Below are 25,401 nucleotides of genomic sequence, written 5' to 3' on the forward strand. Positions count from 1 at the left end.
TTGGTACGCTGAAAGGAAGGGCGACGGCCATTACCGCCAGCAGAAGTGCCGTGGCTACGGCACTCAGCGCCTTTGCTTTCATGGCCGCCGCCCCCTTTTAATGAACATTTACCGTATGATCGGCGATAATTCTCAACGCTGATTGAACAGGGCGTTCAGCTCGCCAATGGTCACTTCGGAGGCAGTGCCCGGAGCATCCAGATTTGCAGCCTGCACGGCAGCTGCCTGAACATCGATGTAGAAAGTAGCGTCCGCATACTCGTTGCCCCAGGTGGTGGGAACGGTTACAGTCTCAAACATGGTTACTTCGTCGCCTGCACTCAGAACAGTGGGATAGTAAACGGTCAGGATATCACCCTTGCGCTCATATGCCCAGTTGTTTGCGCGAGCCTGATCCTGGATGGAATCCATAACGCCACTCAGGTCGGCATCCGGCTTATCATCGGAACGGGCAATCAGCTGAATCGCCACATAGCAGTCAGAAGAATCCTCTGCTACGGTGACCTTGACCACCTTGCTCAGGGTGTCGCCGGGCATCACATTGCCATAAGCTACGCCATCGCCGGCATTCTCGCCGTGCCAGGTGTCGCCTTCGCCAGGGCCGTTGGTGTAGTCAGCCAGTTCAATGTCCACTTTGCCGGTGGTAAACACGTTGGTCTTGGTTTCAGTTTTGTCGGTAAAGTAAGCCAGGGTAGCGCCTACGCCAACAACCGCCACCAGAGCCAGGCTAATTACGCCGGTAAGCAATCTCTTGTTTTTCATGACTATGTACCTCTAATACCTATTAGCTAGTAAACTGATCATCTGTGAATGTCTTGGGAAGTGCATTAAATACGGTCTCCGCGACTTCGTTGTCGATCACACTTTCGTCGCCAACAGCCTGCACTGCACAACCGGTAATATAAATATTACCGATTTCCCCGCTGCCAATACCTGTAGCAGCCACGTCCAGTGTCGTAAACAGTTTCTCAGCAATACGATTATCCGTAGCCAGCGCATTCACTTTTGTCTTATAGAAATAATATCCGTCTGTGATATCCATACCAGTGGTAACAGGCGTTACGGTCTTCGTGATCGTATCATATTTGTACCAGACATTGTTGGTGTCAAATGTGCCATCAATTTTTCCATTCAGCGCATCCATACCATGGATTCTTGCGACGATCCAGGAGTCCGGCGAACCCTCTTTAAGTGTAAACTGGGGGTCTTTGTAAATAGTTGTGCCTGCTACGATTTTATCATAGCTGATACCATCGGTATCACGAGCGCCTGTAGCAGCAACGTAACTACCTGTAATCGTTTGTGTTACAGCCGATTCATCCAGTACCAGGGCCTGCCCCTCAGGATACCCAGCTCCAACCGTGAACGTATTCTTCACCTCATTGGAGGAAGAAGTAAGCAACGCCAATGTGCCTCCGACTACTACTGCGCCTACCAGAACAACACATGTTGCCATTGTCGCAATTCTTTTTTTCGTCACAAAAATTACCTTCTTTCTAACTCTCCACTTTATGAATCACATGCTCCCTGCATGCACTCATTTTAAGTACAACGTATTCGAAAGATTACTTTAACAGCTGGACTGCTTCGGCAACAGCATTACCCTCGGTGTTATTGTCGGCCTGTACTGCAACGCCAATCACAGTAGTCGTCTTATTATCGGAACCGCTGAGATTAGTATTGTTCACGCTGGGATCAAGCTGCACATAGGTGAAAATAGCCTCTGTGCTCTGACCGCCCTCAACAATCTTGCCTGCCTTATTGTCATCCACAAACAGGTAGTAACCATCCAGAGAACCGTCGTCCGCAACTCCGTCTTTTCCAATGATTTTATCATCAGAGTTAGCGACCTTTTTCCAATTACTGTCAAAGCCAACATTCTTCGCTGCATCTTTGAAAATGTAATTGGCATCCTCTGCAGCCTGCGCATTCGTCACTTTCGCAATAATGTAGCTTTTCGGAGAATTAGCCTCCAGATGGAAAGTGGGATCTTTGGCAAACTCAGCGCCGGGGAGAAGGTCCGGATAGCTCTGATCAGTTCCCACGCGATTTTCTTTTCCCGGAGCAGGAGCAGTGGGCAATTCAGCACCCGGAGTAACCTTTGTCTCATCCAGAGTCAGCGCATTAGTCGCATAGCCGGTCCCCAGGGTAAAGGTATTGGTGACATCGTTGGACTTATCGCTCAGGTAAGCCAAAGTGCCGCCAACAGCGACTACACCTACCAAAGATGCCGATACGACTGCCATCATCAGTTTGTTCTTTTTCATGACTAAGTCCTCCCTTTGATTTGTGCGTTTCCGCATTTTAAAGTTCGCTTTGTTAAAGCAGATTTCTTATTGCCCCTATCCTATCATGCAAGACTTAAAGGGCACTTAAAAAACACTGCCTTAATTTTGTTTTTCTGTCTTCTTGCTTTTTTCTTCCTCATCTTCTTCGTTTGAAAAGATCTCCGGAATAAAGGTCAGCAAAATAATCACAATCAGCGTTCCACAGATAGCCAAAATGCCAGTTTTGGTGCGGATATTCATGCTGATGTAACCAAGATACGGCAGATGGAAGTCCATTTTGCCAACAATCCGATCGAAGGTAATCTCACCATCCGAATCCTCATTGGCATCCCCCTGTGTAACCACATAGTTTTCGTCAGGGTTTACTTCCACTACACGGTGGGTAACCATGGTGTCGCCTTCCAGCTGGTAGGTGACCACATCGCCAACCTGTAGTGTGGAAGGCTCCACCTCCTTTACATAGATCAGGCTTCCCACCGGGATGGTGGGCTGCATGCTGCCGGTGAGCACGGCCAGCTCAGTGTAACCCAGAATAACGGGTACAATGAGCACCGCGGCCAGCGCAAGCAGCACCACCATCAGAATGGTTGAAAGAAAACTACAAATTTTTTGAAGCATGCATCAAGCTCCTTGCCAGGTTTTTGTGCCCGCCTTATTCCGGGAAATCCAATCAGGACCCGGGCGTAGGCGCAGGCGTGGCCGCGGGCGCAGCCGCGTCAAAGGCGCTTTTCACCACTCCCACTGTAATCTCGGGGGGCTGTTCGATGGCCAGCACACTTTCGTGGTAAATAGTGACTGTGAAGTTTTCCAGGAATCCTTCGTCCCCCTGCAAAGCCTTACCCAGAACCACCTTTTCCAGAAGCTTGGTGCTTTCTTCGCCTGCCTCCAAAACATCCAGATAATAGTAATAATCATCCGAATAGGACTCTTCACTACTATCCTTTTCCCAGTTCCAAGACGTTGCATCATAGTCTTGGCCCATAACCAGATAAACGCTGTCTTTGCCCGTGTCTTTTTCAGCCTCAGCTTCTGCTTCCGCTACCGTGCTCTTGATCAGCACCTGATCGGGATTTATGCCGGATACCATGATTCGGGCGCGGACATAAGCATCGGAGGAATTGGTCTTATTGACAATGGACACCTGTTTGTTGCCGTCAGTCAGAACCTCTTTGATCTCCGTATCGATGCTTGCAGCAGCGAAGTTGTTCATAACGGAATTGGAGGAAACCGCCATCAGTGCCAGAGTGCCGCCCACCGTAACCAGCGCCAGAGCCAGAACGGCGATGCACAGTTTCGCATGGGTCTTAAACAACTTTTTCATGTTTCATCGCTCCTTTCCGGCTTAGTCTGTAACTACATTTTCTTCGGGTAGTACTTCTGTGTCTTCATCATGTTTTTTAGCGGTGATAATGATATCACCATTGCTATCCTTGTCGAACCGGTTCTCAACTCCGCCGCCATCGGTGGGAATGTTGGATTTTTGCTTTGTGTTGGTGAATTGTACAAGTTCCGGCTCAGTTTGGATATCTTCCGGCCCAATCTCCACTTCCTTGATCGAAGGATCGCAGTTATAGGCCTGGTTATCCAATTCCTCGATCTGATATCTCCCTGCCGGCAGCTCAAACGCCGTCACAGCATCGCCGGTTCCCTGCACATGGAAATACCAAACCGTGTCCTTCTTGCTGCCACTCAGTGCAGTTACTTTGAAGGTAAACATGTCGCGCCCATCACCGTATGTACCACCCTTGACAACTTTGTTGATGGTCAGATAGCCATTAGCAACCTGGTTCACAAAGGTCGTCGACATTTCCTTCTGAATCTGAGAATAGTACATCAAGCTCCAGACATTCTCCGCGCTCAGCTTCAGTACGGTCTGATCCTCATTCAGGGCCAAATACTTGCCATCATCAAGCTCATAACGCCCATTCTCAAAATCTGCCGGTGTAACGAACTCCGTATTCTCCAACGTCATTTGGCCAAAGTTTCCTTGGCCATTTTCCTGCATAAACGACACCACGGCCTCTTTGTCCTCCGCCGTGAGCAGGTTCTTAGTAACCACGAAGTAGCCACCATGTCCTGTGACGCTGCCTGCCATAATTCGGTCACCAGAGAACGGGAAATCCAGGTTTTTGCAGCTGGTAACCGGCTCACCCACGCCGGTATAGGTAGTGTTGGAGGTTACCTCCTTCTGGATCGCATTATCCGCTTGCTCCGTCACCGTATAGGTGTATTTAGAGCTTAGGCCAGTAAAGGTATATGTCGGATTTGCTGCCGTGAGCGTGGCGGTCTGTTGTGCTGCAGGAACCTCTGTTCCATTCTCACAGGCATGGAGCGTGACGGTAACACTCCAATTTTCGGGGGCCGCTCCCGCCCACTCTTTCGTGACCGTATAAGTAAAATCTCCGCTTTCCTTCACATAAACGTTGGAGAAAGAAGCCGTAACGGTCTGTTCCTTCCCAACAGTTCCGCTCTCATTTGTTGCATCTGCAACCAATGTGTAACCGAAGTCTGACAGATCCGCGTCTTGCTCGGTAACCTCATACTCCGTATTGGGAGCGAGGCCCACGACCTCGTATCTGTATACGCCGTCATCTCCCTCAGTAAATTCTGTGAAAGGAACATTTTTTGTGACACCATTCAGTTCAACATCAAAGTTGAGCTGCGTCTGCAATGCAGCAATCTCCTGCTCGGTCATGCCGGAAATGGTCTTTTCGATCACCAGGGTACCCGGTGTGATCTGAATAACAGGTACCGGATACGTTACCACATAGTCCTCATCGTTGTAGACATAGGAAACAGTTGCCATGTCATTGGAAGGGAAGCCCGGTTGTCCAGCCGATGACGTGCCGGTCCCTTCTTCACCTGTACTCGGATACGCCTTCAACTCCTGATATTTCTCGTAAGCAGCCGCGGTGGGCTCAATTTGAATGGTAACGATGTACTCCCAGCCGCTTTCCAGTTTGTACTCATCCGGGAATTTCAGCGTTACCTTTCCATCTGCATACGAAGGAGTCAGCGTTGCTGGCTCGTTGATGTCAGTCTCGGGGAGTGCAATCGAAGGGGACGGTCCATATTTAATGTTTCCTTCGCCGTCCTTGATCGTTAATGTCAGCTCGGCAGGCACTCCGGATTCCATGACCGGCTGGGCGTACGAACTGAAGGTATCGGTAATGGTCACATGGTCACACAGAAGCTGGGTGATATCCGCCGCAATCCCGGCGAAAATGCTATTCAACTCTTCTGCGTTAGTGGTGATGGCATTGTGTACCGTGGACTGCGTTGCGTTGGCGATTGCCTGCAGTCCTTCCAGCTTAGCGCCTTCTACGCCCACAGCATAGAAACGGTCAACCTGAATGTTTCCTGCTTCTTCAACGGCACAGTTCTGATTATTTTTAAAATAGTCGTGACCGCCGGCTCCATAATTATTTGCACGCCAGTAAGTTCCATTCTCGACATGCCCATCTTCCTGAATCCACGTCAAGCGGTAAGTAGGTTCGCCGTCCGTGAAGAAAATCATGATGGTTTCCGCATCATCACGGCACCCCTCACTACTGAGCTGCCTGTTTGCCTCGCGCAAGCCTGCCTGATAGTTGGTGCCGCCATTATTTCCATCCTTTGGCTCCAGCGTGTCGATCACAGAATTAGCCTCTGCTGCGGTTTCCTTCCAGCCGCTCGAAGTAGCTTGCTTGTTCCTTCCGCTGTCGCTTCCAGTAGAATTGCCCCAGAAGGACACAATATTGTAATGAACATCCAGTGTTCCCTTGGCTTGCTCTTCCTGCAGACTATTAACTAGGGTCTCACCTGCACTTTTAGCCTGATCCATCAGGGTTATCTTTTTGCCGTTAACCCATACCTCATCATCCATACTGTTGGATTCATCAAAAATCATGATGACATCCACCTTGGCCGGATCGGAAGTGGAACCCACCGCGCCGGAAACAGTCAGGTTCAAATCGTATGTGCCATTTTCATTGTCCACCACGTACTTTTCTCTGCTCAGCTCACGATCCACGACCGGGGCATTCTCTTTGGTGTACATCAGACAAATGGTCTTCTTATCTTGCTGGGCGCTCAGGGCACTGTATGCGGGGGTGCCGTTATCTTTATGTTTCTCCCAGCCCCAATCCCATTTTTCGATTACAGGCTGTACCTTGGTATAGCTGCGCACAGCGATCACGTTATCTGCATTGACAGAAGAAGGCTTCTCGCCGTACCATACTGCATACGTGTAGGTCGTGGTGTATTCACACTCACGGAACCAGCCGTCCCACGTTAGGTAGCCATCGCCTGCTTTTGTCCGTTCGGTCTTCTCCTGAAGCAGCCCTGCATTCCAGGTAGAGATATCCTGCCCCAGGAAGCGATCGGTGGCGTAGCTGAAATTATAAACTTCATTTTCAAAGGTGATCTGCGCAATTCCCGCTTCATTCACCAACTGGTCAACATCCATGTCTGCACCGGTGTTGGCCGCGGAAACCTCCTGTGTCAATGCATCCGAAAGCCTGGTTCCGTTTACACTGTACAGCTCAATGGGAAGGTTGAATGTAACATCACGGTTCAGGTTATCCTTGATGGTCCAGGTAATCGTAAACATAGAGAAGCCATCTACCGCAAAAGTAGTCGCCATATCCATAGCAGGCTCTTCTACTAGTGCTTCCTGCACAACCACATCACCGGTGGTCTGCTCCGTGGTATCTGCCACAGTCTCCACGGCAACCACTTCACCGTTTTCATTTTCCTTCAGATGCTGCACCGCCACGGTCTCAGGATCGGCCTCTTCCGGCAGCAGGGCCTGGGCATCAATCGATACCTGAACTTCCTTCTTGGGCTCTACTTCCTGTCCATCCACTTCGAAATGAATGTCCATCGCAACCAAACCGTGGTATCCCTGATCACTTGCACTCAAAGCCTGTTCCGCTTTGTTGTATTCATCACTGCCTTCCGCCACCAGACTGGCCTTCAGCTCGGCGCCCACAGGCAGTGCGCCTTCCGGAACCTGCACAGTAACAGTAACACCCTCCGCACCGGTTACCGGCTCAGAAACGGTGTATTCCGCCTCGTTCAAATCCTCAGTCGTTACAGGGGTCTCGCTGGGCACGGGAGTCTCGCTGGGAGCCGGAGTCTCACTGGGCACAGGGCTCTCGCTGGGCAGCGGGCTGGCGCTGGGCGTGGGGGTCTCGGTGGGCACAGCAGTACCCTCAGGGGTCTCGGTGCCTTCGGGAGCCGCAGAGGGCTCGGCGCTGGGCTGCTCACTGGACACAGCGGTCTCGGCCGGGGCCTGGGTGGGCTCAGTGGTGGGCTGCTCGCTCTCGACGGCAGGCTCAGTGCTGGGCTCGGCCACAGGCTCCTCATCGGAAGCAGTCTCGCCGGCGGGCTGCTCTGCAGGCTCCTCGCCGGTGGTTTCCTCCGGCTGAGTCACTTCCTCAGTCCCCTCGACCATCTCGGTCACCACCTGGCTGCTGGCAGCCAGCTCGCTGCCTGCCTCGGCGAAGGCGCTGTTGGGCACGATGCTGGCGATCATCATTACCGCCAGCGCCATGCTGAGTAAACGGCTCCACATTTTATGTTTCATAGTCTGTTTCCTCCCTAACCGGATTCTTTGGTCGTGCAAGATTTGGTTCGTCCTGCGGGGGTGACTCGTCTTCCAGGGTTTCGTCCACCGCGCTGTCCATCAGCTTGATCAGCTCCAGCGCACTGCGGAAATTCGCTTTCTCTCCCGTTTCGGCCCAGGTCACGCTGCCCTGCCAGGTGGAATGCTGGCGGTACATCACATGCACCACAAAGGTGGCCATCTTTCCTTTCTGTTCGGCAAGCTCTTCTCTTGTCATCTGCGGCTCCACCTTCTTCTGTGTGGTCTGCGGCTGCGGCCTTGGCCTCTGTGGACCGAAGCGTCTGGGCTGCTGTGTCCTGGCGGGGTAGTTCAGCCGGTCGCACAGGCGGTCGATGCTGTCCAGCACATCGCTGGTCCGGCCGATCGGCTCCGGCTGTTTGGAATAACAGTGATAGAGCCTGCCGGTCGCTTCGCCGCCCGCCCATGCGTCCACGCACACGCGGCACAGGTTCGGCGCCCCGGAATGGAAACCTTCCATGTTCAAATGCTCTTCACCTCGTCTTCCTCAAAGCTTTGAGCATACTATCCCACACGGCACTTAAAATCCGCTTAAAATCCGGCACAAAAATTTCATCTTTTTTTAAGAGAGCAGAAAAAATCCCCGGCAGCTTTGCAAAAAAGCCGCCGGGGATTGCTTTCATCCATATTTTGCTGTCAAAACACGAACTCTTTAACCATGATATTATACCTATTAATAAAGAAACGGATCGGTCCCGCCCCAACTGAAAACCCCGGCGCTCACACCGCTCCGCCACCGCCCGCATCAGGCCGATTTCCATTCATCCGAGGCTCAAAGTGACAAATATTGTCCTGTTTTTTGATGCCGCCCGTTCAGATTAACCAGATCAAAAAGGGGGGAATCACTTGAAATAAAACCGGATATGCTCTATTATTATTTCATATAGATAGCGGACAAAAGCCGGTGGGAGTAACAACAAAATAGTTGTTTTGTTGTGCATTCCCACCGTTTCAGATTTTCTGCGACCGTCCGGCTGCCAGAGGTGAAGCGCAACCATGACACACGATACCATTTACATCAAATTATTCGGCGAGTTTTCCGTCTGGGTGAACGGGCAGCCTGTCCCGCTGGACAACTGCACCACCAAGGCCATGCGGGTGCTGCAATTTCTGTTGTTCCGGTACCCGGCCGGTGTTTCCCGCAACACCCTGATGGACGCTTTCTTTGTGGATGACTCCACCAGCGACCCGGCCAACAACCTGAACGTGACCATCTCCCAGCTGCGCCGCCGCCTGAAAAAGGCCGCGCTGCCCGGTGAGGTGGGCGTGCAGCTGAAGAGCAATCAGTACACCCTCACCTGCTCGGTACCCATCCACAGCGATGTGACCCGCTTTGAGGAGTGCATGGCCCAGGCCGGGCAGACCACCGACGCGGACCAGCGGCTGGAGCTTCTTCTGGAGGCGGAGCAGCTGTATTCCGGCGACTTCCTGCCCCATCTGGCCATGGACGACTGGGCTGTGACCACCGCCGCCAAGTACCGCATGGACTATTTCGCCTGCCTGGACGCGCTGACCCAGCTGCTGCCTGAACGTGGCGAATGGGAACAGCTGCTGGGCATTGCCACCCGGGCCAGCTCGATGCATCCGCTGGAGGAGTTCTTCTGCCTGCGCATCGACTGCCTGATGAACCTGGAGCGCTACCAGGAGGCAAAGCAGGTATACGACCAGGCCATCCGCACCCTGACCGAGGACTTTGTGGTGAAGCCCAGCGCCGAGCTGACCCGTCGGTTCCAGCTGCTGAGCCTGGCCAACCAGGACAGTCACGAGACCATCTTCGAGCTGAACAACCAGCTGCGGGAGGCCGAGCACCAGCGGGGGCCTACTATTGCAGCTACCCCAGCTTCATCGACGTATACCGCATGTGCTGCCGCATGATCGAGCGCACCGGCCAGAGCGCCTGCCTGCTGCTGTACTGGCTGGTGGACCCCAAGGGCCATGCCCTCACCGACACCGACAAAATCGCCCAGGCCGCGCCGCTGCTGTCCGGCGCGATCCACGACAGCCTGCGCCGGGGCGACGCCTTCACCCAGCACGGGCGGGACCGGTTCCTGGTGCTGCTCATCGGCACCGACCGGGAAAACTGCGAGATCGTGGATCAGCGCATCCAGGCCCGCTACAAGCAGCAGCCGGTGCGCGGGGTGGCGCTGCGCCACTCCCTGCAGACCGTGGAGACCGACATGCCCTTCCCCAACAGCGGGATCTGGCAGCCCCAATGAGAAAGAGTGTGAAAGCTATGAACGATTTTTGCAATATTCACCCCAACAACGAGCCGGGCCGGCATTTCTGCGGCTACGGCCCGGTGAGCGTGCTGGTCCAGGTAACCGACCGCCAGGGCGACAGCTTTTCCGGTGTGGCGATCCCTTTGTGCGGCAGCGTGCCGCCCTTCGCCTTCTCCAGCTTTACCCAGCTCACCACCCTGCTGGACGAGCTGTGTGACGAGCTGGGCCGCCCGGTGCGCAGCGAAGCGCTGAACAGCTTTTCCGGCAATTCCACTCCCCTTCGCTGGACCCCGGCCCAGCCGGTGACCGCTCGCAAGCTGGGGCATTTCACCATCGAGATCCTCTATCGCCAGAATCAGAGCCTGCAGGGCCGCATCATCGTGCCGGACCGGGAGGAGACCCCCGCCGGACGGCAGAGCTTCCGCAGCGACATTGAGCTGCTGCACCTGATGCGGGAGTACATGAGCTGAGCAGCCGCTGCTTTTTCAACAGATTACATCCGCCGGATGCCGGGCAAGTCCCTGCATCCGGCGTTTTTGTTTTCCGGCATACCGGGGTACCCACCTCACTTTTATGCAGCAAAAAAGGCAGACCCCGCCGGGTCTGCCTTTGGTTTTGTCTCTTTATTCCGCCAGCACCCGGGCTGCCAGAGCAAGGGCATCCTCCGCGGACGTACTGTCGCCGATGTACTGCACCATCAAAATGCATCGGCCGCGCACGGCGCAGAACTCCACGACCCCCTCATATCTGCTGTTCATCAGGGCAAAATCCAAACCGGCGGGAAGCTTGTCTGCCTCCACCGAAACCGCATCATACAAAAAGCTGCTCTTCGCCATGGCCCGGGCGGCGGTCTGTGCACTGACCGGGACGCGAAGCTTGATGTAGTGCTGGAACAGCGACGGGCTGCTGCCATCCGGGCCGCTCAGCTGGGTGCAGTCCAGCTGGAAGGAGGAAAAAGGCGATGCGCAGAAGTCCACTCCGCCGCCCTCGATGCCGCCGAGGCCCGTGCCCGCAAACGGCCGGACCTCCGGCTCCAGCTGCTCAAGACGGAGGAGTCGCTCATCCCCCGGGGCGCTGCCCAGCGGAGCAGAGCGCGGCAGAAGCGACAGGAACGCGACGATCAGCACAGCCGTCAGCAGCACCATCACCGCGCTCTCCGCACGGCGCAGCAGGATGCTCCGGCGCAGCTGCCTGCTCTCCGGCCGCCTGCCGGCACGCAGGCAGCGCAGATAATGGGAAAAGTGCACAAACGCCGCGGCCACCGAGGCGACCATCGCCAGAACAAACAGCAGCAGCATGGGCAGAATCCAGCCCAGCTGCACAAAGGCGAGGCAGACCGCGTCGCCGATTGTCATATCCCGGCCAAACGCCAGCCTGCCCGCAAACAGCATCGCCACCCAGAATACGGCGTAGAGTGCCTTTGCGATTACATCGTTGCGAAGACTCCGGCGCACGGGGGTAAGCGTCTCGCTCTGCCACTCCGGGTCGGTGTGCAGCTCGGTGGTACCGGGTGCAGCGGCGTACAGGTTGAACCAGTCGCTTTTGCACACAAACTGCCATCCGCCCTCCTCATACAGGCGGCGCTGTTCCTCCGGCGGCTCCGTGCTGCGCTGGGGCGCGGCATCCAGCCGGTAGATTCTCTGCGACGGCTCGCCGCGCTCAAAGCGGGTCAAAAACGTCCCGCAGCGGCGGACCAGCAGCCCCCGCGCGGCCATCTGTGCATAGTACTCCTCCCGCTCGGCAATCGCCCAGGCAGGCAGAGAAATTCTGTAAACTCGTTTCACAGCCGGTTCACCTCCATCTTTTCGCCGTCGGACACAAGCGCCCGCAGGCGGTTGTACTCGGTGCGCAGCGCCTCGCGCCCGGCATCCGTCAGGGCGTAGGTCTTGCGCCGCTCGTCCTGCTTTTGCAGTTCGATCAGCCCCTCCTTTTCCAGCCTGGACAGAAGACCGTACATCGTCCCCGCACCCATTGTGACCCGGCCCGCACTGGCCTCGGAGACCTGCTGCATCAGCCGGTAACCGTGCGCGGGGCGCAGAAGAGCCAGAAGCAGGTAATACATTGCCTCGGTCATCGGTGTGTTCTGTGCCATGGCGCGCCTCCTCTCTATTGCGCCGCGATATATCGCGACGCGATATGTTTCCCCCTTCAGATTAACACATGGGGCGCAGACCGTCAAGGCAGCACAGAGGCCCGCCCTTTCGTTTTCTTTCCCCATTTTGATCCTGTTTCCAAGCAAAAAAGGCAGACCCCGCAGGGTCTGCCTTTTTGTTTGGTTTGCTTTTTCGATTACCAGGGAGTGAGCTCCAGGTACAAATCCTTGTACTGACGGGCGGAATTGGTCCAGGACACATCCTTCGCCATATCCCGCTGGACCACCTCGTCCCAGTGATAGCGGCTGGTGAAGTATTCGGTCTTGGCCCGGTTGATGGCGTCCAGCAGCAGGCCCGCGTCGTAGCGGTCGAAGGTGAAGCCGTTGCCGCCGCCGTTGAACACGTTGTAGGGCTCCACGGTGTCCTTCAGGCCGCCGGTCTCGCGCACGATGGGCAGGGTGCCGTAGTGCATGGCGTTCAGCTGGGTCAGGCCGCAGGGCTCGAAGCGGGAGGGCACCAGCAGCACATCCGCACCGGCGTAGATCCGATGAGCGCGGGACTCATCGTACTGGATGCAGGCGCTGAACATGCCCTTGTAGGCGTTCTCGTAGTAGCGGAAGGTGTCCTCATACTCCTTGTCGCCGGTGCCCAGCACCACCACCTGGGTGTTGCCGTCCATGATCTGGGGCACGATGGCGTTCACCAGATCCAGGCCCTTCTGGTTGGTCAGGCGGGAGATCAGGCCAACGACCAGCTTGCCCTCGTCCTCAACCAGGCCCAGCTCCTTCTGCAAAGCCAGCTTGTTCTGGGGCTTGCGCTCCAGCACGTTGGTGATGTCGTAATTCACGGCCAGGGCCGGGTCGGTGGCCGGGTTCCACATGCCGTAGTCGATGCCGTTCACGATGCCCCGCAGCTTGTAGCTGTGGTAACGCAGATGGTCCTCCAGCTTTTCGCCGTATTCCGGGGTCTGGATCTCCCAGGCGTAGGTGTTGCTCACGGTGGTGATGCGGTCGGCGTAGGCCAGGCCGCCCTTGAGCATGTTGGCATCCCGCCAGGCCTGCTGCAGCGCGCCCATGTTGAACACCTCGGCGGGCAGGCCGGTCCAGTAGCGGATGGTGGGAATGTTGTAGATGCCCTGGAACCGCAGGTTATGGATGGTGAGCACGCTCTTGGCGCGGCCCACGGGAGAATCATGGAACAGGGTCTTCTGGAATACCGGCACCAGAGCTGCCTGCCAGTCGTGGCAGTGGATGATGTCGGGAATCCAGTTCATGTAATTCAGGGCAGCCAGCGCGGCCTTGCTGAAGAAGCAGTATTTGGGGATGTCCTCCACCAGGCCCACATAGGGGTTGCCTGCGGAGAAGAACTCCTGGTTATCGATGAAGTCGTAGACCACACCGTCCCAGATGTACTCCATGATGCCCACATAGTAGCTGCGGCCGGTCTCGCCCAGGTCCATGTAGAACTCGCCCCGGTAGACCATCTTGTCCTGGTACTTCTGGGGGATACAGGCGTAGCGGGGCAGGATGACCCGCACGTCGCAGTTCTGCTTGACCAGCTCGCGGGGCAGCGCGTACATCACGTCGCCCAGACCGCCGGTCTTGACGAAGGGATGGCACTCGGAGCCGATGAAGGCCACGCTCCGGCGGGGGGTGTCGTACTGGGGCTGGGCGGGAGCCGCCTCCACCACAGGCTCGGCAGCGGGTGCCGTCTCCGCTACGGGTGCGGCGGGCTGCTCGGCCACAGGTGCGGCCTCCTCTGCGGGGGCAGCGGGCTTGGTCTCCTCAGCTGCCTTCTTGGCGGCAGACTTGGCCTTTTTGGCCGCGGTCTTCCGGGTGGTGGTCCGGGTCTTCTTGACAGGCTCTGCCTCGGCAGAAGGCTCGGCCTTCTCGGCAGGCTCTGCCTTGGCAGCGGGCTCGGTCTTCTTGGCAGGCTCCGCCTTGGGGGCAGGCTCGGCCTTCTTGACAGGCTCCGCCTTGGGGGCAGGCTCGGCCTTCTTGGCAGGCTCCGCCTTGGCGGCGGGCTCGGTCTTCTTGGCAGGCTCTGCCTTGGGGGCGGGCTCAGCCTTCTTGGCAGGCTCCGCCTTGGCGGCGGGCTCGGTCTTGGTTACGGGTTCACTCTTGACGGGGGCTGCTTTCACAGACTCCGCGGGTTTCTTAGCGGAAGTCGAAGCACCTTTGGCTTCGGCGGTCTTTTTCTGGGTGGACTGCGCTTTTTTCTGTGCCACAACAACTCTTCCTTTCAAATGGTGATCGCACCGCGCCGCAGGGCGATGGGCCGCCCAAAAGGTTCCCCTTCGGCCCAACCGCCGGTTTCGCGCGGCGTGGGAGCATGCCGTTTGCCGCTCCCGGGTCCCTATAAAAAAAGTTAGCATATTCCCGCCGGAATTGCAATTGCCGGGGCGTTTTTTTCTTCTACCACTCTAAAGTTTTACACAAAGAAATACTTTTGCCGTGGAAAACCACCGCCGGGCCGGAGCAAAACCCGTTGGTCAGCCAACCGCTTTTTTGCGCCGCAGCGCCTATACTTGTATTCGGGGACTGCGGTTAAACGCCGCACAGGGCGCACCCGTCCTGCTCCCCGGAAGGAGCATATGTATGCAGCACACCCTTTATCTGGCCGCCCTGGTCCAGATCTGCCTTTCCGGCTCGATCCTTGTGGCACTTCTGCTCTGGCTGTTCGTCACCCACACCCTGGGCACACGCCGCCAGGCGTTTTTTGAGCTCACAGGTTGAGCAGCACCAGCGCTGCCAGAATCATGCCCGCCGCGCCCAACTGACGGCGATTCAGCCGCTCCCGGAACAGAAAGAAGCTGGTCACGCTGATCACCAGAATTACCCCCACGCTGTAGGAGGGGTAGACCAGAAAGGCGGGCAGCTGGCCAAGGGCCGCCAGCAACAGCCGGGAGGACAGAAAATTCGGCACACCCGCCAGAATGCCGAACAACACATCCCGCTTTGTGACCGGGCAGCGCCGCCGGAGCAGCAGCACCAGAGTGGCCAGCCCGGCGAACAGAAAGATATAGAACATGAACAGCCCGTCGTCCTGCCGTCGGCCCAGCTGGTTGAACACCTTGGACATGGCATCGGCGGTGCCGTTGAGCAGCAGGGTCAGCACCAGCGGCAGCAGATACACCCTCTGTTCCGCCGCCGCGGCTTTGCCGGGCAGGCCGTTCATCACCACGGCAGCCGCCACCGCCAGCACCACGCCCAGCCCCTGCAACAGGGTGGGCCGCTCACCGAACAGCGTCACGGACAAAAGGATCGGCACCAGCACCCCCAGCCGGGTGAACACCGAGGAGAGGATCGCCCCGTTTTTGTGGATGCTGTAGCCGTTGGCCGCAAGGGACGCCAGATAGATCAGACCGGTGATGGCCCCCAGCCAGCAAGGGGTAGCATCGCCGCTGTAGAGCGTTTTGGGCTGCAAGGTGGCAAAGGCCAGCAGCGCACAGGTGATGTAGTTCACAAAATACACCCCATACGGGCTGCCGGTGTTCAGATATTTCAGTACCAGCGCCAGCACCGCGCTGAACATCAGGGCCAGGAACAGAAAAAGCATTCTGGGCTTCCCCTTTCGTGTTTTGAAAATGTTGTACCCTTTACTATATAACATCTTTGCCCCAAAGAAAAGCCGCCGGGCCTGCCGCTTTTTCTCCCGGGCGCAGAAAAGCCGGTCAACCATTGACTGACCGGCTTTGTGTCATTCCGGGCGCTGCGATCGCCCTGCTTTTGTTTTCCGGCCCGCTTTTTCCAGCGCGGCGCAGTGGAGGCAATATTCCTGATGCACCGTCCGCTATGCTATAATGAACGTGGCATCACAATCGGACGAGGTGACCTTTATGACAACCGACAGAAAACAGCTTCTTTTCCGGGGCGCTGTCATTGCCGCTGCCCTGCTGCTCTGCGCCGGGGCGGTGCTTTTTGCGGCAACCCGCCAGCGCCGGTTTTCCGGCCAGATCCTCCGGTCTGAGGGGAACGGCACCTTTCTGGTCCAGCCCGAAGACGGCAAGCCCTTTTATCTGCTTGTGTCCGACGAAACTTTTGTCTTTTCCTTTCTGGACGGGTTCGACACCCGGTCCTTCCGGGAGGGCAAACTGACCGATACGGTGCAGGTGTCCGCCACGGTTGCAGGCCCGAAAAGGCGGGTGACCACGGCAAACGGCACGACCGCGTCCGCCTGGCCCGCCGTTCAGGTGGAGGTGCAGGGGTGGCTGCAGCCGGAACCGGTCACCCTGGCGGACGGCACCGGCGTGCAGGTCTGGCAGTATGCCCGGGACACGGCATACACCCTGGCGGACGGCACCGAGCTGCTGCGGGTGGATACCCCCATCGGCCCCGAAAACGTTTACACCGGCGGCGTGGGGAGTCTGGCCCAGCTGCCGCAGCAGGCGCAGGAGAAGATTCTTGCCTTCTATGAGGCGCAGGGGCTTCTCTACGACGAGCGGGCCCAGCTGGAGCGGGCCTACCAGGCCTATTGCCGGTGGGAGGGCCCAGAACCCTTTTCCGCCCACACTCTGGGCCAGGAGATCGGCCCCACCGCCTCCGGCGACCGGGTCATCTATTTTATGACCTCGGTGCGCCTGCCCGTCAGTGGGAACGAAACGACCGAGCTGCGCCTGGGCGCTGCCTTTGACAAAACCACCGGGGAACGGATCGAAACCGAGGCCCTATTCACCTGCCCGCCGGAAGAGCTGGCCCAAAGGCTTCTGGACCTTGCCGGGATCACCGACCCGGCCCAGCGGGAGGCGATGGTCAGCGCCTTTGATGCCGGGAACATCATCTTTTTCCCGGAGAATCTGGAGCTGAGCTTTCCCCAGGGCAGCCTGCCCGGCCAGGAGCACAGCACCCTGATCGGTCTGGAATACGAAGAAGGGCTGCGGGGCCTTTTGGTGGATGGAGCGGTTCCCCACGCGCCGGACAGCGCCGATTGACTCGGGCGCGCCGCCGTGTTACGCCCGGCGAAGCGCTGTTCTGCCCGCTTTGCGGGGCCTGCAATGAATACGGGAGGTGTTTTTATGAGACCCATGAAACAAACGGCCAACAGGCTTTTATCCGCATTGTTCCTCGGCAGCTTTGCCGTGTACTGCACGGTTTTTGCGAGCGCCTTCGCCGAACTTCCTCTGAATATTTCTTCCCTGCATCAGGGTCTGCTGCTGTTCTCCCATTTTATCCCCGCATTTTTTCTGGAGCTGCTGTTGTGCCGCACCGCGGCGCGGCGCTGGCGGCTGCTGCTCCCGGCACTTCCCCTGCTGGCGGCGGGCCTCTGGTTTTTGTCCCGTGCAGAGTGGCATGTGATGGCGTGGGTGCTGTATCTGATCTGGTGCATTCCTCCGCTTGCGGGCTGCCTGGCGGCGCAGCTGGCTTTTTCGGTTTACCGCAAATGGAAAAAACGGTAGCATTCACCGTGGGGCAAAGCAGCCTGCGGCATGCGTGTTCCCGACAAAAAGCCGGTCAACCCTTGGTTGACCGGCTTTTTTGCATGTTTTACTATTTTGAGAAAATCCGGTGGCCCCAGCGGCAAAGAAACGGCGCTGCCGTTCTCAGAACGCCAGGCTGACCGCGATCAGGAACATGGCATAGTAGTAGGTCAGAAGATTGGCCACGTGCACGGCAGGGTGCCTGGAAGGGTAAAAATACAGAAACAGGATCAGCAGATCCGAAATCCAGAACAGCGCCGCCCCTGCCAGCACCAGAAAGCACCAGGGCTGGCCCATGCCAAATGCCAGCTGCAGACCCTTGCCCAGCAGCGCCGAAACAAAGGCTGCGTAAAGCACCACCCAGGGGCGCATCCGCCCGGTCTGCATTCCCGGCATGCCGGACAGCGCCGCCGCGCCGCCAACCCCCAGCACCGCGGCCAGCGGCACCGGCCAGCCCATGGGCTGCAGTCGGCACAGGCCCCACACAAACAGACTGTGTCCGGCCAGAAAGGCACCCAGTCCGGCCAAAAACAGGCCCGGACGGCGCAGGTCATTGTAGAGCGCCAGCACCACATCCCCCGCCACACAGCACAGCAGCGCCGGCAGCAAGCGCCAGAACGCTTCGGGACGGCTGCCCAGGGCAGCGCACACCGCCGCCACGGCCACAAACAGGAGGCTGCACAGTGTTTTTTCGGGCAGATACCCCCGCCCCGGCAGGCGCAGCCGCCGCACCAGCAGCCACAGGGCGGCGGTGTAGGCCGCTCCCATTCCCAGGATATACGGTACGCTCATAGCCGCGCCTCCTTTGCATTATTCCACCTTCAGTATAGGAAAAAAACGCCCGGCCATCAATTGGTGCCCTGCCCAAAAATCCGGCAGAGCCTTTGGCTACCCTGCGAAGCTTCGGTTTCCGGGCCCTGCAGAAAATAGGACCGTTTCATCGATAAAGCATAAGATACAGCAGAAAACCAGATACAGCACCATCATGTACACAGGATAAAATGCGTAGCAAAAATATTGCCACCATTTTTTGTGATATCCACGTTCTCCGTTGTACAGCCAGATGATCGGCAGCGCCAGCAGCGCAAGCCCCTGCTGGACAATCTCCAACGTAACGCCGAAGATATTTACTTCGAAATACAATCCCCCCAGCAATTCCACATTGATATAATACAGAATCATTATCTGGGCTAAATAATCCCACCATCTTTTTTTATGGAACGCATAGAAGGCGAGAACCGTCAGGACACCAAAGCCATAATAGTCCACAAAGGTGATCGTTCCTGTGAGCCATCCTCCAAATACGATCAGGAGGATCAATAGAATTTTTACCGCGATATTCCTGCTGCTCTTTATTTTATCGATGCCGAGCATGCATACGATCGCGATCAGGAACGTCCATAATACATTTTAATGATACGGATATAACCATCTGCCCCCTGTCATCAGGTTAAATGGAATTTCCGAGAGGAGGGCAAAAACAAGCAGCCTGCCCATGTACTTTTTAACATTTCGGGTACGGAAATATCCTTCCGCGATCAGAAACGCAAAGATCGGGAACGCCAGCCTTCCAACGTTTGTCATCCAATGCTGACCGGTCAAAAGCGTCGCCCATAAATGGTCCAGCAGCATGAACACCATGGCAAAAACATGCAGACCAAACGAAGTGATCCCCATTTTTTTTCTTTTCCAAATTATCAGCTTCTTTCCGTTCTCTTTTGTGCGTCATTCTCTGGATACAGCGGCATGAAAGCAAGCGGCTCCCCCGACCTGTTTTCCCTCTGCCGGCCGGGACTTGCCTGCTGCAACGAAGATATTATTATACCCAGAAAGTGTATCCAAAAAGGATTTCCTCGTCAAGCCAGGATGCATTTTGCCCGGCACGCCTGCGCAATCAAGGCTGGAATCCATCCGCCAAAGCGAATAAAAAATCTATCTTCCGGCAGCTCTTTTCCAGCGCTGCACTTTAAAATTCGCATCGTTGCGCTATACTGTTTTGTGATCTCCAGATAAATCGCAGAGGTGAACGATATTGAAAAGCAAATCATACCGGAGGCCCTGGCATCTGTGTGCCGTTACGTTTGTGGCACTTTTCTTCTATGCCATTGGCAGCTATGATTTTATCAACATTGCACTGAAAAATGAGGAATACCTTTCCGGAATGTACACGCAGGAAGGGGTCGCATACTTTTTGAATTATCCGCTGCCCCTGCTCCTGCTGTTTGGGCTGAATGTTGCGGCAGGGCTTTCGGGCATTCTGCTTGCTTTGTTCCGGCCAAAGATTGCCGGCAGGCTGCTGTTTCTCTCCGGCGCAGCCAGTGCCTTGCTGATTTTTATCACCGTAACCTTTATGGACCGGCTGCGCATCATCGACCTCTCCATGACGGGGACGGATGCGCTTGTGTGTCTGGCCACCTTCGCCCTGGCGTTTTACTATTCCCGCCTGGGAAAAAATACATAAAACCGTTTTGCCGCAGGAGCTCTGCTATGCCTTCCTGCGGCTTTTTTCTGTTCAGACGCAAAAAACCGGCCAACCAATGGTTGACCGGTTTTGCGGCATGCCGTTCCCAAAAAGATATTTTGAGAGATGATTGCCTACGTTTAAGGTCAGTGAAATCGAGTTTACAAACGGCTTGCCTTTTGCTTTGCAACAGATATCTCTGTAAGAAAGGCTGTGTCAGAAGTTTGGCTTTGTATTATTGTTTCTCATTGATCCGTTTAATCTTGTAATCGTGTATTTTCGCCTGAATAAAAACAATCGCAACATTTAAGAGCGTGATGAATTCAGAAAGCGCATTATGGTACCATGACGCAACTGATGTCAACACTAAAACGGCGAGAACTGCAAACCAAAACCATCTGTCAGAACCATAGAACGCCCTTAATTTATCGTCTTCGACTGCAGAGATAATACTATCCAAAGGTTCCTTTTGCTGAGTTAATGAAAGGCGAAGTGCTCCCGGGTTTGCTCGCTTGAGAATCAAGACAGGCCTTATTTCTGCATAGCTGATAATGGAATTCATCAATGTTTCAGCAACAAGAAAACATTTAAAAACCATAATGAGGGGATTGAGAACCGAATATTCATTGTTCACCCAACTTAAAACCCATAGACCCGCCGCGGTAAAAAACGTACCCCATCCCATTGTGAAGTTCATAATGTTATTTATATGCGTATAAAGCTTCCTTTTTTGTTTCATAGATTGTTAACCTCTTTCTGTTGAGGATACCGTTTTTACCAACCACTGAATTTGTGCTGAGGCGGTGCGGTGAATAGGGAGGCGGGCGTGCACGCGGCTAGCCGAGCAGAACTTTACAGAAGATTCTGGGACATCCATCTTTGGTGTCCACCATGCGCTATTCCCGCACGCTGGAAGATTAGAAAGACAAAGCAGTCGATGTGTTGGACGCCGAAAAAACAAACAGTTGCACACAGACAGCAAAAAACTTCACGAGCCAAAACAACAAAAAAGCCGAGAAGCATTAAACTTCTCGGCTGGTGGTTGCGGAGGCTGGATTTGAACCAACGACCTTCGGGTTATGAGCCCGACGAGCTACCAGGCTGCTCCACTCCGCGCTATTTTGTTTGCCCTCTTGCTGAGTGCTTATATATAATAGCATACGGAACAGGGGTTGTCAAGCCTGTTTTTGAAAAAATTTTTCCTGCGCTCTCCGGCCCCGCCGAGGCGGTGTCCGGCTCACTCTACCGGCTCCGCTCCCACCTGCGCCATATCGAACTCCACGATCTCGTCGCCGCTGGCCTGCTGGGCCGCGCTGTCCGCCTGGGGCGCGCCGTCCGCCGAGGCCTCAGCCGCTCCCTCCCCAAAGCCCGCGGCGGTCTGGGCCGCCTGCTCGCTGGTCAGGGGCGCGGGGGTGGCGGCGGCGCTGGTCAGGCCGGTCACCTCGCCGGAGGGCTGGCTCAGCAGATACGCCCCCACCGGCTTCTCCTTATACACCAGCAGCACGCACTGGCAGGTGTTCTGGCCATCCGACCGGGCCGGGCACTCCACCAGCCACTTCTCCACGGTTTTGCCCTTGCTTTCCGCCAGATCAAAGCCGCTCTCTTTCACCACCGTGTTGAAGGCGGAAAAGCTTTCGTCCCATTTCTTCGGCACCTTCACCTTATCCACCGTGGCGGTGGTCAGGTCCACCTCCAGCCCGAAGCCCTTGAAAAACGCGGCGATGTCCTCCGAGACTGCGATTTTCTCCGGGATGGCAGTGGCCCCGCTCTGGGCCGCCGAGGCGTTTGCCTCCAGCGCGCCGTCCCCCGCGTGGATGAAGCCGCTCACCGCCAGCACCGCCCCCGCCAGCGCAATGCCGCACACCGCCGCGGCCCCCAGTCTGCGCAGGCCTTTTTTGCCCAACGTCAACACAAACATTCTTTGCACCCTCCTCTGTGAACTGCTCTTCGGTCATGCGAAGCACTGGTCCATAACTATGCTGTGCCGGGCGGTTTTATGCTCTGCCACGAATTTTTTGCGCCGCTTTCACATTTTGTCCACACCGCTCCCCTATTATGGTAATATAAAGAGGTAATACCGCACAATTTCAGGTGGTGGAGCGCGCCGGAAAATTTTTTGTGCTATGAACCAAAAAGCACAGCCAATCCTTGGTGGATTGGCGAGCATTTTTGGAAAATAGCACGGAAAATTTTGGCGCGATACGCCGCCTGAGCCGGCAGGCGTGAATTGTGCGGTGTTACCTAAAGGCAATACTGCGTGCCCGGGCCGCTTGCCCGCCCGTTTCACAGCAATTAACAGGAGGTAATCTTTTATGCCAAAAATCCTGATCGTAGATGACGAACCCCGCATCCGGGACCTGATCCGCGCCCATCTGGAGCACGAAAACTTCACCTGTGAGGAAGCCAGCGACGGCGGCGCGGCGCTGGCGGCTCTTTCGCTGGGCGGCATCGACCTGGTGATTCTGGATGTGATGATGCCCTTTGTGGACGGCATGACCTGCCTGCGCCAGATGCGCAGCCGCAAGATCGACACGCCGGTGATCATGCTCACCGCCCGGGGCGAGGAATACGACAAGCTGGCCGGTCTGGAAAGCGGCGCGGACGACTATGTGGTCAAGCCCTTCAGCCCCCGGGAGCTGGTAGCCCGGGTGAAGGTGGTGCTCAACCGCACCCTGCCCAGAACCGAGGCGGAGGGCGGCGTTTACACCTTCGGCGGCCTCACGGTGGACTCGGTGAGCCACAGCGTGAAGATCGACGGCCAGGAGGCCTCGCTCACCCCGAAGGAGTTCGATCTGCTGGTGTTCCTGGCCACCAACCGGGGCATTGCCCTCTCCCGCGAGAAGATTCTGCAGAAGGTGTGGAACTACGACTACTACGGTGAGGACCGCACGGTGGACACCCACATCAAGATGCTGCGCAGCCATCTGGGCCGCTATCGGGACGCCATCGTCACCGTGTGGGGCATCGGCTACAAGTTCGACCCGGAAGCGGTCAAGTAAGGGGCGGCGCTCATGGCAAACACCAAACCCCATTTTCTCAGCCTGCGCTACCGGCTGATGATGTTCCTGTGCCTGTCCAGCGCCTTTGTGCTGATTCTGGTGTGGGTCTTCGTGACCCAGTTCATGCAGCCGCTGTACAACCACTATATTTACAAGCACCTGCTGAACCAGGTGAATACGGTGGTGTCCATCATCGAATCCTCCACCGAGCCCATCAGCACCCGCACCCTGCCCATCATGGACGCAAAGGTGAGCAGCAGCTTCGAGTCCTCGCTGCTTTCGGCCATCCAGAGCCGCAAGCTGGACGCCTCCAACACCTGCTTTGACCTGGCGGACTCCACCCTGCAGCACGTGACCGGCTTCGAGAACCTGTACCCCTGCCTTCTGCACGAGGCCTCGTTCACCACCTCCATCAACGGCAAGACCTCCATCTGGAACGGCAGCGTGGTGGAGAGCCTGCGGGCCACCGTGCTCAGCCAGGGCTACGTGAAAAAGGAGCTGGTGGTGGACAAAAACGCCTCCACCCGGCAGATGGCAGTGGGCCGGGTGGCCAAAAACGGCGACGAGACCTACTCGGTGATCTTCTGCACCAGCCTGGCCCGCATCGACGAGGCAGGCGTGGTGCTGGGCCAGCTGATGCCCTGGATCTTCCTGTGCCTGATGGCCTTCTCCGTTGTGGCCTCCTGGCTGTTCAGCCGCTGGTTCACAAATCCGCTCACCAAGCTTTCCCACGCCACCCGGCAGCTGGCAGAGGGCGACTACTCGGTGCGGGTGAACGTGCCCGAGACCGATGAGATCGGCCTTTTGGCGGCGGACTTCAACCACATGGCAGGCGAGGTATCCCGCGCGGCGCAGCTGCAGCGGGACCTGCTGGCCAACGTGAGCCATGACTTGCGCACCCCGCTGACCCTCATCAAGGGCTACGCGGAAACGGTGCGAGACCTGACCGGCGATGATCCGGACAAGCGCACCGCCCAGCTGGATGTGATCGTGGACGAGACCGACCGGCTGAGTGGGCTGGTGAACAGCGTGATGGAGCTTTCCAAGATGAGCAGCGGCACCGACAAGCCGGAGAAGGTACGGTTTGACCTTTCCCAGCTGTGTGAAGAGGTGGCCCAGCGGTACGAGGCGGTGTGCGCCCAGAACGGCTACACCCTCAAGCTGGAGCTGCCCCAGGCGGAGACCGACTGCACCGTATGCGCGGACCCGGCCATGATGGAGCGGGTACTGCACAACCTGCTGGGCAACGCCATGCACCACATCGGGCCGGACAATGTCTTCATCCTGCGGGTGACCGCCCCGGAAAAGGGCACCGTGCGGGTGGAGGTTGCCGACCACGGCGCGGGCATCGCCAAGGAGGACCTGCCCTACATCTTCGACCGCTACTACCGCAGCCGCAGCGACGCGGGCAAGGTGGGCACCGGTCTGGGGCTTTCCATCACCAAGGCGATCTTTCAGAGCCACGGCTTCCGCTTCGGCGTGAACAGCACCCTGGGCGAGGGCTCCTGCTTCTGGTTCGAGGCAAAGGATCAGGACTGACCGCCCTTCCCCGTTTCCCATAACGCAAACCGCCCCCCGCACCCGGAAACCCCGGGCACGGGTGGGCGGTTTTGTTTATCCGGCGGGCGTGGTGTTTTTCTGCAGCAGGATGGCCAGCTGCAGCACCAGCTCCTCCGGGGTGGGGCGCTCATCCCGGAAGCCCAGCCCCGTCCACAGCGGTGCAGCCCCATCGGCGGGATGGTCATAGGCCTGATCGATGGCCCGCTGCATCTGATCCCGCACACACTCCGGCGTGGTGCCGTTTTCCCGGGCAATTTTCTCCAGGATTTTTTCAAATTGTTTCATTTTACATTCCTCCATCTTTTGAAACATCCCTTGTTCTTTAGCACAAGTATATAATTCTTTTGATGTCGAAATCACACCTGCTTTGTCGACGAAACAAAAAAAGATGGAAAAGCATTCCGCTTTTCCATCTTTCATCATTCGATCATGGCCGCTACTACCTTCAGCACCCGTGCCTTCTCCTCCCGGGGCAGCTCCTCCAGCAGGCGGGAAAGCTCCGAAGCCGCGCCTTCCGCCGCCCGGTCCACCACATCCACCAGCAGGCTGTCCGCCGAGACCTCCAGCACATTGGCGATGGCCACAAAAGTATCCATCCGGGGAATCTTGGTTCCCCGCTCGATCACGCTCACATGGGTGGGGCTGATGTCCACAAGGGCGGCAAGCTCTTCCTGGGTCAGGCCCTTCTTTTCTCTCGCAGCTCTGATTCGCTGCCCGACTGCCCTGGCATCCATTTTCC

At 56.7% G+C, this 25,401-nt stretch carries 26 protein-coding genes, 1 tRNA gene and 1 pseudogene; 9 read left to right on the top strand and 19 right to left on the bottom strand.

The window, feature by feature from the left end; genetic code table 11:
* Positions 1-132: 132 nt before the first annotated feature.
* The 8 genes from J7G73_RS01360 to J7G73_RS01395 all read right to left on the bottom strand — a co-directional run bounded on the left by J7G73_RS01360 (position 133) and on the right by J7G73_RS01395 (position 8,675).
* Entirely contained in the window at positions 133-762 is a 630-nt protein-coding gene (locus J7G73_RS01360; RefSeq protein ID WP_291244935.1) for a SipW-dependent-type signal peptide-containing protein, read from the bottom strand.
* 22 nt (positions 763-784) lie between these two features.
* Complete coding sequence (locus J7G73_RS01365; protein WP_291244936.1) at positions 785-1,480, bottom strand: SipW-dependent-type signal peptide-containing protein; 696 nt, start codon at positions 1,478-1,480, stop codon at positions 785-787.
* A gap of 85 nt (positions 1,481-1,565) precedes the next feature.
* Positions 1,566-2,267: a TasA family protein gene (locus J7G73_RS01370; RefSeq protein ID WP_291244937.1), complete on the bottom strand. Its 702-nt coding sequence runs from the start codon at positions 2,265-2,267 to the stop codon at positions 1,566-1,568.
* Positions 2,268-2,387: 120 nt separating this feature from the next.
* On the bottom strand, positions 2,388-2,906 hold the full coding sequence (locus J7G73_RS01375) for a signal peptidase I (RefSeq protein ID WP_291244938.1): 519 nt from the start codon (positions 2,904-2,906) through the stop codon (positions 2,388-2,390).
* Between the two features lie 52 nt (positions 2,907-2,958).
* The gene (locus J7G73_RS01380; RefSeq protein ID WP_291244939.1) at positions 2,959-3,609 is read right to left on the bottom strand and encodes a hypothetical protein; all 651 of its coding nucleotides are present in this window, start codon (positions 3,607-3,609) and stop codon (positions 2,959-2,961) included.
* A 21-nt stretch (positions 3,610-3,630) separates the two neighbouring features.
* On the bottom strand, positions 3,631-7,857 hold the full coding sequence (locus J7G73_RS01385; RefSeq protein WP_291244940.1) for a VWA domain-containing protein: 4,227 nt from the start codon (positions 7,855-7,857) through the stop codon (positions 3,631-3,633).
* On the bottom strand, positions 7,847-8,374 hold the full coding sequence (locus J7G73_RS01390) for a hypothetical protein (protein ID WP_291244941.1): 528 nt from the start codon (positions 8,372-8,374) through the stop codon (positions 7,847-7,849). The genes J7G73_RS01385 and J7G73_RS01390 overlap by 11 nt, the downstream gene beginning before the upstream one ends.
* Before the next feature lie 13 nt (positions 8,375-8,387).
* Complete coding sequence (locus J7G73_RS01395; protein WP_291244942.1) at positions 8,388-8,675, bottom strand: hypothetical protein; 288 nt, start codon at positions 8,673-8,675, stop codon at positions 8,388-8,390.
* Between the two features lie 235 nt (positions 8,676-8,910).
* Here J7G73_RS01395 and J7G73_RS01400 point away from each other — a divergent pair, with 235 nt between their 5' ends.
* The 3 genes from J7G73_RS01400 to J7G73_RS01410 are packed head-to-tail and all read left to right on the top strand — an operon-like array spanning position 8,911 to position 10,603.
* Entirely contained in the window at positions 8,911-9,789 is an 879-nt protein-coding gene (locus J7G73_RS01400) for a BTAD domain-containing putative transcriptional regulator (RefSeq protein ID WP_291244943.1), read from the top strand.
* Positions 9,786-10,130 carry a hypothetical protein gene (locus J7G73_RS01405; RefSeq protein ID WP_291244944.1) on the top strand — a complete coding sequence of 115 codons (345 nt, stop codon included), beginning with the start codon at positions 9,786-9,788 and terminating at the stop codon, positions 10,128-10,130. Before J7G73_RS01400 ends, J7G73_RS01405 begins: the two co-directional genes overlap by 4 nt.
* A gap of 17 nt (positions 10,131-10,147) precedes the next feature.
* Entirely contained in the window at positions 10,148-10,603 is a 456-nt protein-coding gene (locus J7G73_RS01410; protein WP_291244945.1) for a hypothetical protein, read from the top strand.
* Positions 10,604-10,756: 153 nt separating this feature from the next.
* Here J7G73_RS01410 and J7G73_RS01415 read toward each other — a convergent pair whose 3' ends face one another.
* From J7G73_RS01415 to J7G73_RS01425, 3 genes are all read right to left on the bottom strand, one after another.
* Positions 10,757-11,917: a DUF2812 domain-containing protein gene (locus tag J7G73_RS01415; protein ID WP_291244946.1), complete on the bottom strand. Its 1,161-nt coding sequence runs from the start codon at positions 11,915-11,917 to the stop codon at positions 10,757-10,759.
* Positions 11,914-12,225 carry a PadR family transcriptional regulator gene (locus J7G73_RS01420; RefSeq protein ID WP_291244947.1) on the bottom strand — a complete coding sequence of 104 codons (312 nt, stop codon included), beginning with the start codon at positions 12,223-12,225 and terminating at the stop codon, positions 11,914-11,916. Before J7G73_RS01420 ends, J7G73_RS01415 begins: the two co-directional genes overlap by 4 nt.
* Positions 12,226-12,422: 197 nt before the next feature.
* Complete coding sequence (locus J7G73_RS01425) at positions 12,423-14,453, bottom strand: glycogen synthase (protein ID WP_291244948.1); 2,031 nt, start codon at positions 14,451-14,453, stop codon at positions 12,423-12,425.
* Positions 14,454-14,823: 370 nt separating this feature from the next.
* Here J7G73_RS01425 and J7G73_RS01430 point away from each other — a divergent pair, with 370 nt between their 5' ends.
* Positions 14,824-14,961, top strand: a complete 138-nt coding sequence (locus J7G73_RS01430; protein ID WP_291244949.1) for a hypothetical protein — start codon at positions 14,824-14,826, stop codon at positions 14,959-14,961.
* Here J7G73_RS01430 and J7G73_RS01435 read toward each other — a convergent pair.
* Positions 14,951-15,784, bottom strand: a complete 834-nt coding sequence (locus tag J7G73_RS01435; RefSeq protein ID WP_291244950.1) for an EamA family transporter — start codon at positions 15,782-15,784, stop codon at positions 14,951-14,953. The genes J7G73_RS01430 and J7G73_RS01435 overlap by 11 nt on opposite strands.
* A 280-nt stretch (positions 15,785-16,064) precedes the next feature.
* On the opposite strand from J7G73_RS01435, the gene J7G73_RS01440 reads away from it, so the two are divergent.
* Together J7G73_RS01440 and J7G73_RS01445 are read left to right on the top strand one after the other, a co-directional pair.
* Positions 16,065-17,156, top strand: a complete 1,092-nt coding sequence (locus J7G73_RS01440) for a hypothetical protein (RefSeq protein ID WP_291244951.1) — start codon at positions 16,065-16,067, stop codon at positions 17,154-17,156.
* Between the two features lie 84 nt (positions 17,157-17,240).
* Positions 17,241-17,621, top strand: a complete 381-nt coding sequence (locus J7G73_RS01445; protein WP_291244952.1) for a hypothetical protein — start codon at positions 17,241-17,243, stop codon at positions 17,619-17,621.
* A gap of 144 nt (positions 17,622-17,765) precedes the next feature.
* Here J7G73_RS01445 and J7G73_RS01450 read toward each other — a convergent pair whose 3' ends face one another.
* Both J7G73_RS01450 and J7G73_RS01455 read right to left on the bottom strand, forming a co-directional pair.
* Positions 17,766-18,434, bottom strand: a complete 669-nt coding sequence (locus J7G73_RS01450) for a lysoplasmalogenase family protein (protein ID WP_291244953.1) — start codon at positions 18,432-18,434, stop codon at positions 17,766-17,768.
* Positions 18,435-18,530: 96 nt separating this feature from the next.
* Positions 18,531-19,319, bottom strand: a pseudogene (locus tag J7G73_RS01455) (TraX family protein).
* A 406-nt stretch (positions 19,320-19,725) separates the two neighbouring features.
* Between J7G73_RS01455 and J7G73_RS01460 the strand changes: the two are divergent.
* The gene (locus J7G73_RS01460; RefSeq protein ID WP_291244954.1) at positions 19,726-20,103 is read left to right on the top strand and encodes a hypothetical protein; all 378 of its coding nucleotides are present in this window, start codon (positions 19,726-19,728) and stop codon (positions 20,101-20,103) included.
* Between the two features lie 235 nt (positions 20,104-20,338).
* On the opposite strand, the gene J7G73_RS01465 is transcribed toward J7G73_RS01460, so the two are convergent.
* The 3 genes from J7G73_RS01465 to J7G73_RS01475 all read right to left on the bottom strand — a co-directional run bounded on the left by J7G73_RS01465 (position 20,339) and on the right by J7G73_RS01475 (position 22,021).
* The gene (locus J7G73_RS01465) at positions 20,339-20,842 is read right to left on the bottom strand and encodes a hypothetical protein (protein WP_291244955.1); all 504 of its coding nucleotides are present in this window, start codon (positions 20,840-20,842) and stop codon (positions 20,339-20,341) included.
* A 300-nt stretch (positions 20,843-21,142) separates the two neighbouring features.
* Positions 21,143-21,219, bottom strand: a tRNA-Met gene (locus tag J7G73_RS01470).
* A 121-nt stretch (positions 21,220-21,340) separates the two neighbouring features.
* Positions 21,341-22,021 carry a DUF4830 domain-containing protein gene (locus tag J7G73_RS01475; RefSeq protein ID WP_291244956.1) on the bottom strand — a complete coding sequence of 227 codons (681 nt, stop codon included), beginning with the start codon at positions 22,019-22,021 and terminating at the stop codon, positions 21,341-21,343.
* A gap of 394 nt (positions 22,022-22,415) precedes the next feature.
* Here J7G73_RS01475 and J7G73_RS01480 point away from each other — a divergent pair, with 394 nt between their 5' ends.
* Entirely contained in the window at positions 22,416-23,102 is a 687-nt protein-coding gene (locus J7G73_RS01480) for a response regulator transcription factor (protein WP_087293085.1), read from the top strand.
* Positions 23,103-23,114: 12 nt separating this feature from the next.
* Positions 23,115-24,641, top strand: coding sequence for a HAMP domain-containing sensor histidine kinase (locus J7G73_RS01485; protein WP_291244957.1), 1,527 nt, complete (start codon positions 23,115-23,117; stop codon positions 24,639-24,641).
* A 75-nt stretch (positions 24,642-24,716) separates the two neighbouring features.
* Here the strand turns inward: J7G73_RS01485 and J7G73_RS01490 are convergent, their stop codons facing one another.
* Both J7G73_RS01490 and J7G73_RS01495 read right to left on the bottom strand, forming a co-directional pair.
* Positions 24,717-24,947, bottom strand: a complete 231-nt coding sequence (locus J7G73_RS01490) for a sporulation initiation factor Spo0A (protein ID WP_291244958.1) — start codon at positions 24,945-24,947, stop codon at positions 24,717-24,719.
* Positions 24,948-25,081: 134 nt separating this feature from the next.
* Positions 25,082-25,396 (bottom strand): helix-turn-helix transcriptional regulator, encoded by a 315-nt coding sequence (locus J7G73_RS01495; RefSeq protein WP_291244959.1) that lies wholly within the window; start codon positions 25,394-25,396, stop codon positions 25,082-25,084.
* Between the last annotated feature and the right edge of the window lie 5 nt (positions 25,397-25,401).

The sequence above is a fragment of the Allofournierella sp. genome (assembly GCF_017889395.1).
Lineage (GTDB): Bacteria > Bacillota > Clostridia > Oscillospirales > Ruminococcaceae > Allofournierella.

What these genes read in the sequence shown, in the direction of transcription:
- J7G73_RS01370 (WP_291244937.1), bottom strand. Translation starts at nt 2,267, where the DNA reads ATGAAAAAGAACAAACTGATGATGGCAGTCGTATCGGCATCTTTGGTA.
- J7G73_RS01495 (WP_291244959.1), bottom strand. Translation starts at nt 25,396, where the DNA reads ATGGATGCCAGGGCAGTCGGGCAGCGAATCAGAGCTGCGAGAGAAAAG.
- J7G73_RS01400 (WP_291244943.1), top strand. Translation starts at nt 8,911, where the DNA reads ATGACACACGATACCATTTACATCAAATTATTCGGCGAGTTTTCCGTC.
- J7G73_RS01420 (WP_291244947.1), bottom strand. Translation starts at nt 12,225, where the DNA reads ATGGCACAGAACACACCGATGACCGAGGCAATGTATTACCTGCTTCTG.
- J7G73_RS01485 (WP_291244957.1), top strand. Translation starts at nt 23,115, where the DNA reads ATGGCAAACACCAAACCCCATTTTCTCAGCCTGCGCTACCGGCTGATG.
- J7G73_RS01380 (WP_291244939.1), bottom strand. Translation starts at nt 3,609, where the DNA reads ATGAAAAAGTTGTTTAAGACCCATGCGAAACTGTGCATCGCCGTTCTG.
- J7G73_RS01375 (WP_291244938.1), bottom strand. Translation starts at nt 2,906, where the DNA reads ATGCTTCAAAAAATTTGTAGTTTTCTTTCAACCATTCTGATGGTGGTG.
- J7G73_RS01390 (WP_291244941.1), bottom strand. Translation starts at nt 8,374, where the DNA reads ATGGAAGGTTTCCATTCCGGGGCGCCGAACCTGTGCCGCGTGTGCGTG.
- J7G73_RS01445 (WP_291244952.1), top strand. Translation starts at nt 17,241, where the DNA reads ATGAGACCCATGAAACAAACGGCCAACAGGCTTTTATCCGCATTGTTC.
- J7G73_RS01440 (WP_291244951.1), top strand. Translation starts at nt 16,065, where the DNA reads ATGACAACCGACAGAAAACAGCTTCTTTTCCGGGGCGCTGTCATTGCC.
- J7G73_RS01465 (WP_291244955.1), bottom strand. Translation starts at nt 20,842, where the DNA reads ATGAAACAAAAAAGGAAGCTTTATACGCATATAAATAACATTATGAAC.
- J7G73_RS01405 (WP_291244944.1), top strand. Translation starts at nt 9,786, where the DNA reads ATGATCGAGCGCACCGGCCAGAGCGCCTGCCTGCTGCTGTACTGGCTG.
- J7G73_RS01410 (WP_291244945.1), top strand. Translation starts at nt 10,148, where the DNA reads ATGAACGATTTTTGCAATATTCACCCCAACAACGAGCCGGGCCGGCAT.
- J7G73_RS01480 (WP_087293085.1), top strand. Translation starts at nt 22,416, where the DNA reads ATGCCAAAAATCCTGATCGTAGATGACGAACCCCGCATCCGGGACCTG.
- J7G73_RS01395 (WP_291244942.1), bottom strand. Translation starts at nt 8,675, where the DNA reads ATGGAAATCGGCCTGATGCGGGCGGTGGCGGAGCGGTGTGAGCGCCGG.
- J7G73_RS01385 (WP_291244940.1), bottom strand. Translation starts at nt 7,857, where the DNA reads ATGAAACATAAAATGTGGAGCCGTTTACTCAGCATGGCGCTGGCGGTA.
- J7G73_RS01450 (WP_291244953.1), bottom strand. Translation starts at nt 18,434, where the DNA reads ATGAGCGTACCGTATATCCTGGGAATGGGAGCGGCCTACACCGCCGCC.
- J7G73_RS01360 (WP_291244935.1), bottom strand. Translation starts at nt 762, where the DNA reads ATGAAAAACAAGAGATTGCTTACCGGCGTAATTAGCCTGGCTCTGGTG.
- J7G73_RS01435 (WP_291244950.1), bottom strand. Translation starts at nt 15,784, where the DNA reads ATGCTTTTTCTGTTCCTGGCCCTGATGTTCAGCGCGGTGCTGGCGCTG.
- J7G73_RS01490 (WP_291244958.1), bottom strand. Translation starts at nt 24,947, where the DNA reads ATGAAACAATTTGAAAAAATCCTGGAGAAAATTGCCCGGGAAAACGGC.
- J7G73_RS01475 (WP_291244956.1), bottom strand. Translation starts at nt 22,021, where the DNA reads ATGTTTGTGTTGACGTTGGGCAAAAAAGGCCTGCGCAGACTGGGGGCC.
- J7G73_RS01430 (WP_291244949.1), top strand. Translation starts at nt 14,824, where the DNA reads ATGCAGCACACCCTTTATCTGGCCGCCCTGGTCCAGATCTGCCTTTCC.